This window comes from Dermabacter sp. Marseille-Q3180, from assembly GCF_940792985.1.
In the GTDB taxonomy this organism is placed as follows: domain Bacteria; phylum Actinomycetota; class Actinomycetes; order Actinomycetales; family Dermabacteraceae; genus Dermabacter; species Dermabacter vaginalis.
In genome coordinates this window covers 156,084-171,119 of sequence record NZ_CALNWU010000004.1, presented here as the reverse complement: position 1 = coordinate 171,119, position 15,036 = coordinate 156,084, and the positions used below count along the sequence as shown (strand labels likewise).

Here is a 15,036-nt window from a genome sequence, read left to right as displayed (position 1 = left end):
GGTCAGTTCACCTTGATGCCGGATTGTTCAGCAATGCGCTTGGCAGCCGTGACTGCATCGCTCCACGCCTTTTCGGGGTCCTTCTTTGTCGATTCCACCTGCTCGAGTTCCGCGTAGAAGGGGGCGTTCACTGCTTCCGAGTTCGGATCCTCGTAGAGCGGGCGCACGGTTTCGGCGGCAGCGCTAAATACCTCAGCGGCCTTCTGACCACCGAGGAATTCGACCTCACCGTCAACTTCAGGCATGGCGTGAGCCTCGGGGGCTGCGGGGAAGTTTCCGCTGTGCTTGTACTCGAGCGCCTGGTTCTTGGCGTTGAGCATGAAGGAGAGGATCTCGAACGATTTCTTCGGATCCTTGGCGCCCTTCGGGATGGTGAGGAACGAGCCGCCCTTGTTCACGGCCTCACCCGGGTGCTTGCACACGTGCCACTTGCCGGAGGTCTCGGGAGCGTCCGACATGAGATCGGCGAGATGCCATGAAGCTCCGAAGTCGGCCGGAAGGCGTCCCTCGCTCACTGCTGCCGCCGAGTCGGTGGTCTGTGCGGCGAGCGCGCCGTTGATGCCGGCAGCGTTGGCCTTGACCGCGAGATCCCACGCGGCACGGATGTGCTCCTGGTCGCCGATGAACGCGCCGTTTTCGTCGATGAAGCCCTTACCGGCCTGACGCCAAGACGTGCCGAACACGCTGGCCGTGTTTCGAACGAGGAAGGTGCCGGGCTTCTTCGCAATGAGTTCCTTGCCGAGTTCGAAGTACTCATCCCACGAGCGGATCGCGTTCTCGAGCTCCGTGGGATCGGAGGGAAGGCCCGCCTCTTCAAACACATCGAAGCGGTAGAAGAGTGCGGTCGGGCCGATGTCCGTGGGGATGCCGAGCTGCTTGCCGTCCTTCGTGGTGGCTTGCTCCCACTTCCAGTCGAGGTAGTCGCCTTTGATGTCCTTCGCGCCGAGGTCGTTGAGGTCCTCGAAGTAGTCGGCCTTCGAGAGGAAGAAGGAGATGTCTTCGCCTTTGACGCCGGTGAGGTCGGGAAGCCCGGAGCCCGCGCTGAAGGTCGTCGTGAGCTTCTGCTTGAAGTCGCCGCCGATCACGTCCTGGCGGAGCGAAATGTCAGAAAATTTTTCTTTGACGGCGTTGAGAACGTCGTCACCGTAGCCCTCGGGCCACATCCACAGGATGAAGTCGTCGCCGTCGCCGGCGCTTGAACCGGAGTTGCTCGTCGAGCAACCGACGAGAGCCAGTGGGCCAAGCGTGAGCGCGCTGGCTCCGAGGAATGAACGACGGGAAATATTCATTGAAAACTCCAAGTAAGCCTCGGTGGGATGCGCCGTGGATGATTCCTGTACGGCCGCGTTGCCGTGCCAGTCAATACCCGTGCGGTTAACGTCAAGTAAATGGAAAATGATGACGTAAGTAAACTTTTATCGATGCGGTTTGCGCCGACCGAAGAGTGCACTTTCTTCGAGCTAGGCCTCCGGCGTGTTTTCCCCTGTCATGGGGGTTTTTCTGGGTCGGTGCGTGAGATGCCCGGTCGTGCCTCATCGAAAGCGTGGTTTCTTCCCAGGGGTAAAAGGTCATTAGGTGTGCGTTTAGTTACACGAGGTGTTTTTGTGGCTGATAGGCTCGCTGCGTGCGCGGTTTAGCTATGGTGCTGGCCGTGAAACGAGGGCGATGTTCTGGAGGGTGGAATGTTTGACGATTCAACACTTGTGGAGGACCGCATCGAGCATCTCCACGAGAGGCTGGGCAAGGAGCTCTTCAGGGTTCTCGCGCCCGTTCACGTCACCGCGTGGAAGGCGCCGGGTGAGCCCGTTGACTTTGCAACGGCGGCGGGCGCGAGCTATACCCCGATTGCCTCGGGGGATCGCTGGGGGCCGGCGTGGAGCACGTGGTGGTTCAAGCTTTCGGGCACGGTTCCCACCGAGGTGAAATCTGAGCGCGTGCAGCTGCGCGTGGACCTCGGCTTCGAGGGGGATTGGGCTGGCAATCAGTCCGAAGGCCTCGCCTACACCACCTCTGGAACGCCGCTCAAGGGCGTCAACCCCATGAATCGCCTCATCCCACTCACGGGCAAGGGCCTTCCCGAAACGATCGCGAAGGCGGGCGAGAGTCTTCTCGACGAGAACGGGAATGTGGACCTCTTCATCGAGGCCGGCGCCAATCCCAACATGGGTGACTACATGAACAACCCCACCGATCTCGGTGATCTCTCGACTCGCCCCGATAAACCCGTGTGGACGTTCGGCGGTGCCGATCTCGTGGTGCGCAACGAGAGCGTGTGGCACCTGTGGCTCGACATCGAGGTACTCTGGGGCACCCTCAAAGAGCAGCCCAAAGACTCGACTCTTCGCGCGACCCTCCTGCGCACGCTCGAAGAGGTGGCCGACATCGTCGATGCCGAGGGTATCCACGAGGGTGCCGACGCCGCCCGCGCCCACCTCGCGCCCGTGATCGCGAGTGGTGCCGGAGCCTCCGCCCAGGTGATGAGCGCCGTGGGACACGCGCATATTGATTCCGCGTGGCTGTGGCCCTTGCGTGAAACGCGCCGCAAGGTCGCACGCACCTTCTCGAACGTCCTTGCCCTTGCCGAGGACTACCCCGAGTTCACCTTTGCGTGCACGTCGGCGCAACACTACGCATGGCTCAAGAGCGGCGCACCGGCGCTGTTCGAACGCGTGAAGGACTCGATCGCGAACGGCCAGTGGCACCCGGCAGGTGGCATGTGGGTCGAATCCGACACCAACCTCCCCGGCGGCGAGGCTCTCGTGCGTCAGTTCACCGTGGGCCTCAACTGGATGGAGCGCGAACTCGGCGTTGCCCCCACGTGCACGTGGCTGCCCGATTCCTTCGGCTACACGGGGGCACTTCCGCAGATTGCGCGTTTGAGTGGTATGACCACGTTCTTTACGCAAAAGCTCAATTGGAGCCAAACAAACACGCTCCCGCACCACACCTTCTGGTGGGAGGGGATCGACGGCACCCGCATCTTCACCCACTTCCCGCCCGTGGACTGCTACGACTCGATCGTGAGCCCAGAAGAGGTCTACAAAGCCGAACGCAACTTCAAGGAAAAGGGTCGAGCGAAGCGTTCGCTTCTTCCGTACGGCTACGGTGATGGCGGCGGCGGCCCCGTCGCGGAAATGGTGGAGCGCGCGCGGCGATTCGCCGATATGGAAGGTGCGGCCCGCGTTGAGTTCGATTCGCCCGACGGCTTCTTCGACAAGGCGCGCGAAGAGTACCCGAACGCTCCCGTGTGGAGTGGCGAAATGTACCTCGAGTTCCATCGCGGTGTGTACACGAGCAGCGCTGAACTCAAGCGCGGCAACCGGGAGGTCGAGGCGAAGCTCGCCGTTTTCGAATGGCTCGGAGCCCTCGCGACCGAGCGCGGGATCGACTACCCCCTCGGCGAGGTTGAGGAGCTGTGGCAGCGTGCCCTCCTTCTCCAGTTCCACGACATCCTTCCCGGATCATCGATCCACTGGGTCAACCGCGAGGCTCGCGCCGAGTATGAGGCGCTGCGCACCGACATCGAAACCCTCATCGACTCGCTCTTCACCTCCCTCGCAGGTGAGCACAAGAGTCAGGTCGAGGTGCGCGAGGGCGGCCACGGTCAGGCCGCGGCGCTCGCGGGCTCCGAACCCACCGTTCTCAATCCCTCGCCCGTGGTTCGCCGCGAGGTGTGGGAGCATTCCGACGGCTGCTCGCTTATCGAGGTTGCTCCATTTTCCGCTGCACCTCTCTCCTCGGTTGAGGTGGAGCCGGAGAACCCCGTGACCTGTGAAAAGCGCGAAGGTGGCACCGTGCTCAACAACGGCCTCGTGGAGGTTGTGATTGACGCAAACGGTCTCGTGTCGTCCCTTCGCGACCTCGAGGTAGGCGGCCGGGAGTTGCTTGCTCCGGAAGCGAAGGCGAACGCGCTCAGCATCCACCCGGACTTCCCGAGCTGCTTCGATGCGTGGGAGCTCCAGCACCAGTACAAGCGAAGCGAGACCGTGCTGAGCGAGGCACTCGAGGTGAAGGTCGTACGCGACACGCCTTGCACGTCATGCGTCGAGGTGCGCCGCGCGCACGGTGATTCTACGTTCACGCAGCGGATCACTCTCGAGGCCGATTCGCGCGCGGTCGATTTCGAGGTGCACGTCGATTGGCGCGAGAAGCATCGCGTTCTCCGCGTGGGCTTCCCGCTTGCGCTCAATGCCCGCACGGATCGTTCGGAGATCCAGTTCGGGCATATCGATCGTGCAATTGCGAAGAACACGTCGTGGCAGGAGGCGCAGTTCGAGGTAAGCGGCCACCGCTGGGCGCTCCTCGAGGAGCCCGGCTACGCGGTCGCATTCGCGAACTCGCAGACCTACGGTCATGACGTGCGCGTACTCGATGCGCCCGGCGCTGAGAGGCGCGGCGGCGTGGCGTTCGGCTACACGCTCTTGCGCTCTGCTACGGCGCCCGATCCCGAGGTCGATCTCGGTGAACATACGCTTCGCTACAGCCTTGTGTGCGACGCGGGCCTCGAAGAAGCACATGCGACCGGGCTTCGTCTCACGCAGCCGCTTCGCGAAGCAACGCCCGGTTTCGAAGTCTCCCCCGTCGCAAGCATTGACCTCCACGAGGGCGACACGCTCGCCTTCATTGACGCCGTGAAGCCCGCCGACGATGGCTCGGGGGACCTCATCGTGCGCCTGCACGAAGCCGAGGGACGCGCGGGCACAGCCCACGTGCGCTTCGCCACCGCGCCACGCGAGGTTCATGCAACGAACCTCCGCGAAACTGACACACCTGAGGCCGCGCCCGGCCTCACAGCATGCAGCGAGGATTCCTCGCTCTACGAAGTATCGATGCACGAATTCCAGATTGTGACCTTGAGGGTGGCACACGCATGAAACTCCTGCTTATTTGCCTCGATGGTGTGAGGGCCGATGTGGCCCTTCCCGAATTCGTGGCGGCCGATCCGCACTTCGCGAAGCCCGATCATGACGCGGATCCCCGATTCCGTGCCGTGAACGATGCGGGTGAGCCTGCCGTCGGACCCCACGACCCCCCGCTCGACCGCACCCTCCCGCTCGAAGAGGCCCCGAAGAACCTCGCGCCCACGCTCGCCCGGCTTGCACGCGGGGACGACCACTCGGGCGGGCGTATCACCCCCATGTGGATGACCCCGCCCACGGATTCCGCGCCCGGGTGGTCGTCGATCCTCACGGGTTCCACTCACGAGGAATGCAACGTGTGGTGGAACGAGTTCGTGGGGCACGATCTCGCGCGCCACCCCGACATCCTCTCGCGCGTGTACTTTGCGAACCCTGCCGCGCGCACACTCGCTGCGGCTACGTGGGAGGCATTTTGCGCCCCTCACGGGCTTGGGCCGCTTCTTCAGCACCGCATGGACCAGCAGCGCACGGGCCAGCACCAGGCTTTCCATCCCGACCTCAAGGACGGTCTGGACAGCGCAGACGATGACGTTGCGCACTGGGCGACGTGGAAGCTCCTGCACGAAGGTCCCGATGCGGCCGTCGTGTACTTCGAAGGTGTCGACGGTGCGGGTCACGCGCATGGCGCGGAATCGGATCAGTATCGCGAGGCGATTCGGCACGTTGACGAGCTCACGCGCCATCTCGTCAAGGCTGTCGCCGAGCGTTATGAACAGCTCGGCGAGGACTGGCTCGTCGCCGTCACGACCGATCACGGCCACAAACCCGAGGGCGGACACGGCGAGGATGAGGTCGAGGTGCGTCGCAGCTTCCTCATCACGCACCGTTTTGGTGCGCCTCTGCCCGAGGTGCTGACCTCGCGAGACGTGCTCCATAGCGAACAGGTCATGTGGGATCTCCTCGATGCCATGGGCGTGAGCCAGGGCAACTACGACGCCGAAAACGTGGGGGTGCTCCGCGACATCGAGCAGGTGGGCCCCACGCGCAACCTCGCCTTCGAGTGGTGAAAGCGACCGTGGTGGAGGCACTTCCGGGCAAGGTTGCCGGCGTCATTTTTGATATGGACGACACGCTTTTCGATTCCGAAAAAGCGTGGCACGAGGCGGCCGCGGCTCTCTGGCGCGAGGCCGGTGGGGTTTTCCGCGGCCACGATGATCGCGGCGGCACCGTCGAGGATGTCGCCAATGACTACCTCGACGAATTCGGGTTCGAGGGCGCGCGCGAGGACCGGATGAAAGAGGTCTGTGCACGGCTCGAGGCCTCGATTCGCGAGCGGCTCGACGTCGACCTCGAGCCCATGCCCGGAGCCGACGCCCTCACGTCGCGCCTCGCGAATGTCGTGCCGCTCGCGATCGGCTCCAACTCGCCGCAGGTGATCGTTGAGCAATGTGTGAGCGCGATTGGCTGGCAAGACCGTTTCAAAGCTGCTCTCGGTGTCAATGAGGGCATGAACCCGAAGCCGGCCCCCGACCTCTACGTCGAAGCTGCAAGGCGTCTCGGCGTCGATCCACGCGACTGCGTCATCTTTGAGGACTCGCCCACGGGTGCCCGTGCCGCGGTCGCTGCCGGTGCGTTCGTCGTGACGATCGGCGACGCTGCGCGAGGAATCGGCTCAGCCGCGGTCGATACTCTCAACGATGACATTGTGACCTCGTGGACACCGGAGAAGCTGACATGAGAACCCTCATCCCCGAACCGACAATCGTGCGCGAAACAGGCGGCGAGTACGCTCTTCCTTCACCCCTCCCGATCGTGGGTGGTGGGAACGCTGCCGCGTATCTTGAGGAACGGCTCGGTCGTGCCGCGGGCGTGCGCACGAGCGACGGTGCTGGCGGAATCGAGTTTGCCCACGATCCCTCGCTCGGCGAGGAGGCTTACCGCATGCGTGTGAGCACCGAGGGCATCCGCATCGAAAGTGCCGACGACCGCGGCGCCGGCTGGGCCGTGCAGACGCTCCTCCAGCTCCTCCCGCCCGCAATCTACTCCGCCGGCCCCTTGGAGCCCTCCTCCCTCGTCGTGCCGTGTGTCGAGATCGAGGACGCCCCGCGCTACCACTGGCGTGGCTCCCACATCGACGTGGCCCGCAACTTCCTTCCCCTCGAAGGGCTCTACAGGCACCTCGAGGTCATGGCGATGCACAAGCTCAACGTGCTGCACCTTCACCTCACCGACGATCAGGGCTGGCGCATTCCCATCGAGGGCTTCCCGAAGCTCATCGAGAAGGGATCCACGCGCCCCGGGACCCTCGCGGGGCATCAGCCGCCTCCCGACGAAAACGACTGCGACGATGTTGCCGAGCATGACGGCATCGAATGCGGCGGTTACTACACGCGCGAGGAGATCACCGCTCTGGTGGAACGCGCGGGGATGCTCGGCATCCAGGTGGTCCCCGAGATCGACATGCCCGGTCACATGGAATCGGTCGTCGCTGCCTACCCCGAGCTCGGCTGCGTGCCGATCGAGCATCCGCGCACGTGCTGGGGCATCTCCGAGCACGTCCTCGCTCTCACTGACGAAGCCGTCGAGTTCTGCCGCGCCGTGCTCACGGATGTCGCCACCCTTTTCCCGGGCTCGCCGATCCACGTCGGTGGCGACGAATGCCCGGGCAAGGAATGGGGCGAACATGAGGCTTCGCGCGCAACAATGGAGCGCATTGGCGCTACGACCCCCGCCGAGGCGCAGGCCTGGTTCGAGAATGAAATTTGTACTCACGTTCTCGACATGGACCGCCGCGTGATCGCGTGGGACGAAGTTCTTGAGGGTGGCGTCCCGCAGGGAACGACCGTCATGGTGTGGCGGAAGTCCGAGGCGGTCGAAGAGGCACTGCGCGCGGGTCACGATGCGATCGCCGCCCCGACCGAATTCACCTATTTCGACTACCGCCAGCATGCGGGCGAGGACCATCCGCTCACGATCGGTGGGAACCTCCCGCTCAGCAAGGTCGCGGGCCTCAGCGACCTCCTCGATGCCGTGGGTGGCGAGGGTGAGGGGGCCTTGCTCGGCGCACAGTTCCAGCTGTGGAGCGAATACGTGCACGATTGGGCGAAGGCCGAATACCTGCTGTGGCCGCGCGGGTGTTCCGTTGCGCAGCAGCTGTGGTCCGGCTCGGCCGGCAACGCTCGCGAGCTCGCGACCATGGAGGAGCATCTTTCGCGCCTCACGGCACGCGGCCTCAACTGGTGCCGCACGGCTGAATAGCCTTTGATCGGCTCAGCCGTGAGCCGCTCATGAGAGTGCTGTGTTGCTACTGTGGTGGCGTGTCAGTAGAGAAGCTCTCCGGTAGCGTGCAGGATTACCTCAAGGCTGTGTGGGTTCTAGGCGAATGGTCGAACGAACCCGTGACGACCTCGAAGATTGCCGCGCGCGTGGGAGTTCGACCGGCAACGGCATCCGAGACGATTAAGAAACTGGCTAAGCAGGCGCTCGTGGAGCATTCGCCTTACGGGGCGATCACGCTCTCGGAGGAAGGCCGCTGCCTCGCCCTCGCTATGGTGCGCCGACATAGACTCATCGAGACCTTCCTTGTTGAAAAGCTCGGCTACGGGTGGGAGGAGGTGCATGCCGAAGCAGAAGTGCTTGAGCATGCGGTCTCCGATCTTATGGTGGAGAGAATCGACGCCGCTCTGGCGCACCCCACGCGAGACCCGCACGGTGACCCGATTCCAGGGCCCGACGGAACATTCGAAACGATCCCCGCATTCCAGCTCACGGATCTTGCGGCTGGGGAGTCGGCACGGGTGGAGCGAGTGTCGGATGCTGATCCAGCGCTTTTGCAGTTCCTCGCGGGGAAAGGGCTCACCTTTGGGGCGATTGTGCGTGCGCGCGAATCGGAGCCTTTCTCCGAGACGCTCGACCTTGAGGTCGACGGCGTGAAGGGGATAGCGGCGCTCGGCAAGACTGCGACCGACGCTGTGTGGGTCACTGTTCTCGAATAGAGGGGCGAACCCGAGAGAGCGCCGTGCGGGCGGCGAGTACGCAGAAAAAGATGAGGCCATAGACCACTGCCATGCCCGCACTCGTCGCCGCGCCGAGCACGTAGGCGAGCCAAAACCCAGCGAGCGTTCCGAGCGTTGCGACGAGAGCGCTTCCGATGATCATTTCTCGAATGCTTCTGCACCACAGCCTCGCGGTCGCCGCGGGAACCACGACGAGGGCAAGCACGAGGACGGCTCCAGCTGCGTGAAAAGCGGCCGTCACGGTGAGCGATGTGAGAAACATGAACACCACATTGATGGCTCCCGTGCGCACGCCGATTGATTGGGCGAATGCTGGATCGTAGGTCGTGACGGTCAAACGTGGGAACAGCGCGGCGATTACGCCGATGTTAAGGGCGAGAACCGCGAGCATGACGTAGAGGTATTGCGGTCCAACGTCGATGCCGCCGATGGTGAGAGGTGTCCATGCGGCGAGATTGACATCGCCCACCAAGACCGCGTGTTCATCGAGGTGGACATTGCCGAAATCGATCGAGATGAGAAGAACGCCGGCGCTGAAAAGAGCGGGAAACACAAGGCCCTGCGACGCATCTCCCGCGAGCAAACGCGTGCGTGAGAGTGCTTCGCTTCCGAGCACGACGAGGAGCCCCGCGCCTGCGGCGCCGACAATGAGCAGGGGAGAGGTAAGAGAGTGCGTCAGCGCATAGCCGATCACGACTCCCGGAAGAACCGCATGGCTCATACCATCGACCATCATCGAACTCTTGCGAAGTACGACGAAAACTCCGGGAAGGGCAGTAGCGAGTGCCGTCGTGACGGCTAGGGCACACGTACCAAGGATGAAGTTCACGGTTTCCTCCCTTGCCCGGGTGACGATCGAAAAGTGCGGCGCGTCGTCGAAGACGCGACCATGCGCGCAAGGATTCCACGTCGAGGGGCGCACAGGAGTGACACGACGAGAGCCCCGACGAGCACGAGAACGGTCACGGGTCCGCTCGGCAGTTCCCCGAGCGCGACAGATGCATAGGCGCCGAGGCTGCTTGCGCCCGCACCAACGAGAGCGGAGCAAAGTGTCATGGAGGAAAGCTCGCGGGTCCACTGGCGTGCGACCGCCGGAGGGGTCACAACGAAAGCCACCATGAGCACGAGCCCGACGGCTTTTACTCCCGCGACCGTGGCGATCGCGAGCATGGCGAACATGGCCGCATCGATCGCCTTGCCGTTCAGTCCGAGTACCGTGCAAAACTCCGGATCGAACGCGCGCAGCGAAAACTCTTTCCACAGGGCGAGCGTCACGAGGATTGCGCACCCGCCGACTACCGCGCTCGAGGTGATGTCGGCTTTCGTGAGCGTTGAGGCGTTACCGAAAAGAAACGCACCGATCCCACCCTTACCGGGGAGGGAACTTTTACTGATGAACTGAAGGAGCAGCATACCGGTTCCGAAAAAGAGCGAGAGCGTCGTGGCCATCGCGGCATCGATCGTGAGTGGTGTGCGAGACGCGACGATGTTCGCGACGAGATGCGCTGCCGTTCCGGTGACCGCCGCTCCTATGACGAGTAGAAGTGGCGAATGTATGAAGGCGCCCGGACCAAGCGTTGAAAAAAGGAAGGCGAGGAGAACCCCGGGGAGGGCTGAATGCGAGATGACGTCGCTCGCAAGCGACTGGTGGCGCACATAGGCGAAGCAGCCGAGCGCCCCAGCGATAGCCCCGATGAGGCTCGTCCCCACAAGGACGCTGCGGTAGGTGTAGACCGAAAGAAAATCGACGATGCTCACGAGTGACCTTCTTCGCGAGAGACGAGGGCGCGCGAGAGACATCCATCGAGGTCATACGCGCGCCGAATAGCCACGTCTGTGAGGGTGCGTTCCACGGGGCCCGATGCGATGAGTTCAGTATTGAGAATCGCAACGTCAGAGCAAAACTCCCGAACAGTCGCAAGATTGTGATGAACGAGCACAACGGTGCGCCCTTTCGAGCGGAAGTCGGCAAGAACATCAAAGATTGCACGCTCGCTTCGCGCATCGACCCCTTGAAATGCTTCGTCGAGGATGAGGAGGTCTGGCTCTTGTACGAGGGCGCGGGCGAGAAAGACGCGTTGGCGCTGACCACCCGAGAGCTCATTAATGTGGCGTGTGCTCAGATCCTCGAGGCCGACCTGGCGAAGCGCCGCGAGCGCACGCTCACGCTCGCGGCGCCCCGGCCGGCGAAACCACCCGAGAGTGCCGTAGGTCCCCATTGTCACAACGGTGAGCGTGGTCGCGGGAAAGTCCCAATCGACGCTCAGAGATTGCGGCATGTACCCCACTCGCGAACGCGCCACGCGGAGGCTTTGTCCGAAAAACTCGGCCGTGCCCGTGAGGGGTGGAACGAGCCCAAGCATGGCTTTGAGCAGAGTGGATTTTCCCGCGCCGTTGGGCCCGACGATCGCCATGCAGGCGCCGCGTGCCACTTCGAGCGTGACACCTTTGAGGACGATATTTTCGCGGTAGGCGACTGTCATGTCGGTGACGCGACACGCGGGCGCGGCGACACTCTTAGCAGGGGGTTGCGCCGTCACTTCGCAAGCGCCTCCGCGACAGCGTCAACGTTGTGGGTGAAAGCTCCCAGGTACGTGTCGACCCCGGGTTCCGCTCCAAGGGAATCCGCGTAGAGCTCGGCATCCGAGATCTTGACGTCCCATCCTTTCGCGTGCACTGCTTCTTGGAGGCTCTTGATGGCCTGCGGGTTGGCCTGGTTGTCGAGGAAGATCGTAGGAACCTTCTTCGAGGCGATGAGGGTTGCAAGCTCGTCGATTTCCTTTGCGCTGCGCTTGGCTTCTGTCGAGATGAAATCAGTCGCGTGGACCTCGAGATCGAAATGCTTTCCGAAATAGTTGAAGGCGTCGTGCCCCGTCACGAGGATGCGGGGCGCATCGATCTTTGCGAGTTTTGCGTCGGCCTTACTCACTGCTGCGCGAATTTTTTCCTTGTATTTCTCGGCGTTCGCGCGATAGGTCTTTTCGTTTTTGGGGTCGGCCTCGGCGATCTTGTCGGCAACCGAGTCGACGGCGATGAGCCATGCTTCAGGGCTGTTCCAGATGTGAGGGTCATGGAGCGGGCGTCCTTTGTCGTCCTTTTCTGGCCACGGCAGGAGAAGCTTCTCGGGGATCTTCGAGCCGACAGCGAGTTGACGATCGCCGAAGCTTTCGAGCTGAGAGGTCATGTGGGCCTCGAGGTTCAAGCCGTTCCAGAAAACGAGGTCGGCGCTTCGCATCTTTTCGATGTCTTGGGTGGAGGGCTGGTAGGTGTGGGGATCCCCTCCGGGGCCCACCATCGTCGTGATCTCGGCGTCTGGGGCGATGTTCGCGACGGCATCGGCGAGGTAGCCCGTCGTCGCGTACACGGAGAGTTTCTTGCCGTCGTCTTGGCGTGCGGTTTGGCCTGAGCAGCCTGTGAGTGCGAGCGCCATGGCAGCGAAGGCAACGACGGCAGCGCGTGCTGACTTTCGAAGGTTCACGTTATCCCTTTGATGCTGGAGTGAAGACGTGCCGAGCAGGCGTGCATCCGTGCACATCGGGCGTCGACCCGTCTCTCGCGCCCTATGACGCGAGAAAACCAGGATGCCCTAACAACGAAGTTAGGGCAACCTAAAACCGTGAGTGTTGTGTGTCACGAGAGCGCGGTCGAGCAAGGAAGATGCATCGTTATGCTCCCTCGCGCCTCGATTTAACCGTGGGTCGATTTCTCTCGATCAGCCGGGTGTCCTGGAGCGCTACGTATGGAGCATCGAAGGGTGTCCGCTTCGTGTTCGACGCTGACATAGTTCCCGAGGGGAGCTTCGTGGGATAGTCCGTTTACAGGAGGCGGAGCTTGAGGATTGGGTGCCTATCGGCACGGGGTGCGGTGATCCTCTCACGTGGAATGCCGAGCGGGTGCCGCATGGCTGAATAGCCGCGTTGCGGCTTAGGTGTACTTCCCCGTGAGGTTGTGAACGCGGTCGGCTGGTGAGAGTCCCCCGATGGCGGTGTGGGCTCGGTGGTGATTGTAGTCATGTAAGAACGCTGCGTACGAATCCTCGCGAGCACTCTCACTGGCATACGGTCTCGCGTAGGCCCATTCGTTCATCAGCGTCCGGTTGAACCGCTCGACTTTCCCATTCGTCTGCGGACGGCGAGGCCTCGTCCGCTTGTGCCTGACCCCATCTCCGAGGGCTTGCTGGAAGTCTCCGGACCGGTAACAAGCCCCGTTATCGGTCATGACTGCTTCGATCGCGACACCGATACTGGTGAAGAACCTGTTCGCCCGCTTCCAGAAGCCTGCTGCGGTGTGTTTCTTCTCGTCATTGAGGATCTCGGAGTACACCAGCCGGGAGTAGTCATCGACGGCGTGATGCAGGTACCGATACCCCCGCGACGAAGGCTGCCCGGCACGCGCGGCTTTGCCCCGTGAGGACTGGACCTTCCGGTCCTGGCCCGATCCGCGGCCATGAGCCCGCCAGCCGCCACCGTCAGGGATGCGGCCAAGCTTCTTGATGTCGACGTGGACCAGCTTGCCAGGCTGATCGACCTCATACCGGTGAGGTGCCGGCCGGCGGACCGGCAGGCCGGTGGCCTGATCGATACAGTCCAGCTTCGGCATCCGGTAGCGGGCCAGGACCCGCCCGACGGTCGAGCGTGGCACGCGCAGGTGATAGCCGATCCGGTGCGGCCCCCATCGGCGGTTGAACCGCAGCGCGATGATCCGTCGCTCGGTACGTGCGCTGAGCCTGTTCGGGCTGTAGTGCGGACGGCTCGAGCGGTCAGCCAAACCGGTCCCTGCCCGATGCCGGCTCACCCAGCGAGACACCGTTGCCGGGGACACCTGGAAGCGTTCAGCAACGCGTCGCTGGGGCCAGCCGTGATCGACAACAAGACAGACGAGCCGGCGCCTACCCTCGATGGTCATCGGGGCGTTACGGTGTGTCATGGAAGACCTCCGGGTCAGGGTGCGTGTCGTTACCCACCTCGATACCGGGGGTCTTCTCTGACCTCAAATCCCGTTCACAACCTCCCGAGGAACTACACCTAGAGCAGGCGCGGTGGGAGAGCATCCTGACTAGGCGGCTAAGCCGAGGTCATCCTGTGGTTTCTCCACGTCGAAGATCCAGGAGACGCACTCTGCGAGATTGAAGCCGTAACCGCCGCCGAAGGTGCTGATGCGATCAGGCCCGTAGAGCTGCTCGAACGGGCAGGCCGTGAGATTCAGCGGCTCTGACATGACCTCGGTGACCTCGTCGAGGTCATCGGGCGGGTGCTCCAGCGGTGTCCAGTCGATGGTGACCTGCGTGTGTCCTGGGGACGCCAGGAGCAGATGGGTTTCGAACTTGCCGACATCCCGGCCGTCTGCGGTGAGGAAGACGAACCCGGTGCTTCCCTGCCGGGCTCCGGCATGCGGAGCATCGGGCGGAGTAGGTCGTCGGTGAGGCCGCGGAAATCGCCGGCTGCGGTTCCGAACACCCGGGCCCACGCGCTGCCGTCATCGAACAGGGTCCGGCTGGTCGCGAAGACATCGCGCACCGCCGACGCCCCGCCGTGGTCGAGCGGGTGGGCGTACTGGATCTCCGGCCACTCCCAGGCTAGACCGTGGGCCGCGAGGTCGACGGAGCGGCTGAAGGCGTTGTCGACGGCCAGCGGATGGAAGCCGGAGCACTCATCGTGGAGAAGTCCGGGGAGCGTTGCCTCCGCCGATCGGGCACCCCCGCCCGGTTGCGCAGCGGCCTCGAGCACGGTGACCTCGATGCCGCTGCGGGCAAGGGTGAGAGCGGCGGAGAGTCCGTTCGGACCGCTGCCGACGACGATCGCGGACGTCACTGCGGGCCGTCATTCACAGCTAGACCCCCGAGCCTCCGCAGCACCTGACAGAGCAGGATGGAACTCACACGGTGGTGTCGTCGGTGCGCGAGCGCTTTCCGGTGTCGCGGCGCCAGAAGTAGATGACGACGAGTGCGACGATGATGAGGATGCCGGCACCGAGGAGCTTCCGCCAAAGCTCTTCACCGGCGATGCCGAAGAACATGCTGACGACGGCGATGCCGATGACGATGAGAACGACGATCCATGCTGCGTTCTTCGTGGAGTAGGGACTCTTGGCCATGGTCGAACCTTTCGAGCGAGGGGAGCGGTACATGCCTGCCGGGATCACATGCCCGAACCGGGCGATAC

General features: G+C 63.3%; 14 protein-coding genes. 5 read left to right on the top strand and 9 right to left on the bottom strand.

The window, feature by feature from the left end:
* Positions 1–2: 2 nt before the first annotated feature.
* A complete protein-coding gene (locus NBW56_RS09910; protein ID WP_250259127.1) occupies positions 3–1,289 on the bottom strand; it encodes an ABC transporter substrate-binding protein in 1,287 nt (428 codons plus the stop codon).
* A 393-nt stretch (positions 1,290–1,682) separates the two neighbouring features.
* Here NBW56_RS09910 and NBW56_RS09905 point away from each other — a divergent pair, with 393 nt between their 5' ends.
* From NBW56_RS09905 to NBW56_RS09885, 5 genes are read left to right on the top strand one after another with little or no spacing between them, the layout of a single operon-like run.
* Positions 1,683–4,874, top strand: a complete 3,192-nt coding sequence (locus NBW56_RS09905) for an alpha-mannosidase (protein WP_250259125.1) — start codon at positions 1,683–1,685, stop codon at positions 4,872–4,874.
* Positions 4,871–5,926 (top strand): alkaline phosphatase family protein, encoded by a 1,056-nt coding sequence (locus NBW56_RS09900; protein ID WP_250259119.1) that lies wholly within the window; start codon positions 4,871–4,873, stop codon positions 5,924–5,926. Before NBW56_RS09905 ends, NBW56_RS09900 begins: the two co-directional genes overlap by 4 nt.
* Positions 5,923–6,597: an HAD family hydrolase gene (locus NBW56_RS09895; protein ID WP_250259118.1), complete on the top strand. Its 675-nt coding sequence runs from the start codon at positions 5,923–5,925 to the stop codon at positions 6,595–6,597. Before NBW56_RS09900 ends, NBW56_RS09895 begins: the two co-directional genes overlap by 4 nt.
* Positions 6,594–8,117 (top strand): beta-N-acetylhexosaminidase, encoded by a 1,524-nt coding sequence (locus tag NBW56_RS09890; protein WP_250259117.1) that lies wholly within the window; start codon positions 6,594–6,596, stop codon positions 8,115–8,117. Before NBW56_RS09895 ends, NBW56_RS09890 begins: the two co-directional genes overlap by 4 nt.
* Positions 8,118–8,176: 59 nt before the next feature.
* A complete protein-coding gene (locus NBW56_RS09885; protein WP_250259116.1) occupies positions 8,177–8,854 on the top strand; it encodes a metal-dependent transcriptional regulator in 678 nt (225 codons plus the stop codon).
* Here the strand turns inward: NBW56_RS09885 and NBW56_RS09880 are convergent.
* The 8 genes from NBW56_RS09880 to NBW56_RS09845 form a co-directional block, all read right to left on the bottom strand.
* Entirely contained in the window at positions 8,838–9,704 is an 867-nt protein-coding gene (locus tag NBW56_RS09880) for a metal ABC transporter permease (RefSeq protein WP_250259115.1), read from the bottom strand. The two genes, NBW56_RS09885 and NBW56_RS09880, sit on opposite strands and share 17 nt — an antisense overlap.
* Positions 9,701–10,633, bottom strand: coding sequence for a metal ABC transporter permease (locus NBW56_RS09875; protein ID WP_250259113.1), 933 nt, complete (start codon positions 10,631–10,633; stop codon positions 9,701–9,703). Before NBW56_RS09875 ends, NBW56_RS09880 begins: the two co-directional genes overlap by 4 nt.
* Positions 10,630–11,358 carry a metal ABC transporter ATP-binding protein gene (locus tag NBW56_RS09870; protein ID WP_051120618.1) on the bottom strand — a complete coding sequence of 243 codons (729 nt, stop codon included), beginning with the start codon at positions 11,356–11,358 and terminating at the stop codon, positions 10,630–10,632. Before NBW56_RS09870 ends, NBW56_RS09875 begins: the two co-directional genes overlap by 4 nt.
* 53 nt (positions 11,359–11,411) lie before the next feature.
* Positions 11,412–12,353, bottom strand: a complete 942-nt coding sequence (locus tag NBW56_RS09865; protein WP_250259111.1) for a metal ABC transporter substrate-binding protein — start codon at positions 12,351–12,353, stop codon at positions 11,412–11,414.
* A gap of 446 nt (positions 12,354–12,799) precedes the next feature.
* Positions 12,800–13,801: an IS481 family transposase gene (locus NBW56_RS09860; protein ID WP_070777553.1), complete on the bottom strand. Its 1,002-nt coding sequence runs from the start codon at positions 13,799–13,801 to the stop codon at positions 12,800–12,802.
* A 129-nt stretch (positions 13,802–13,930) separates the two neighbouring features.
* Positions 13,931–14,092, bottom strand: coding sequence for a hypothetical protein (locus NBW56_RS09855; RefSeq protein ID WP_159087418.1), 162 nt, complete (start codon positions 14,090–14,092; stop codon positions 13,931–13,933).
* Positions 14,077–14,685 (bottom strand): phytoene desaturase family protein, encoded by a 609-nt coding sequence (locus tag NBW56_RS09850; protein ID WP_108871149.1) that lies wholly within the window; start codon positions 14,683–14,685, stop codon positions 14,077–14,079. Before NBW56_RS09850 ends, NBW56_RS09855 begins: the two co-directional genes overlap by 16 nt.
* 64 nt (positions 14,686–14,749) lie before the next feature.
* Complete coding sequence (locus NBW56_RS09845; protein WP_250259109.1) at positions 14,750–14,968, bottom strand: hypothetical protein; 219 nt, start codon at positions 14,966–14,968, stop codon at positions 14,750–14,752.
* Positions 14,969–15,036 lie beyond the last annotated feature (68 nt).

What these genes read in the sequence shown, in the direction of transcription:
- NBW56_RS09910 (WP_250259127.1), bottom strand. Translation starts at nt 1,289, where the DNA reads ATGAATATTTCCCGTCGTTCATTCCTCGGAGCCAGCGCGCTCACGCTT.
- NBW56_RS09905 (WP_250259125.1), top strand. Translation starts at nt 1,683, where the DNA reads ATGTTTGACGATTCAACACTTGTGGAGGACCGCATCGAGCATCTCCAC.
- NBW56_RS09900 (WP_250259119.1), top strand. Translation starts at nt 4,871, where the DNA reads ATGAAACTCCTGCTTATTTGCCTCGATGGTGTGAGGGCCGATGTGGCC.
- NBW56_RS09890 (WP_250259117.1), top strand. Translation starts at nt 6,594, where the DNA reads ATGAGAACCCTCATCCCCGAACCGACAATCGTGCGCGAAACAGGCGGC.
- NBW56_RS09870 (WP_051120618.1), bottom strand. Translation starts at nt 11,358, where the DNA reads ATGACAGTCGCCTACCGCGAAAATATCGTCCTCAAAGGTGTCACGCTC.
- NBW56_RS09860 (WP_070777553.1), bottom strand. Translation starts at nt 13,801, where the DNA reads ATGACACACCGTAACGCCCCGATGACCATCGAGGGTAGGCGCCGGCTC.
- NBW56_RS09855 (WP_159087418.1), bottom strand. Translation starts at nt 14,092, where the DNA reads ATGTCAGAGCCGCTGAATCTCACGGCCTGCCCGTTCGAGCAGCTCTAC.
- NBW56_RS09845 (WP_250259109.1), bottom strand. Translation starts at nt 14,968, where the DNA reads ATGGCCAAGAGTCCCTACTCCACGAAGAACGCAGCATGGATCGTCGTT.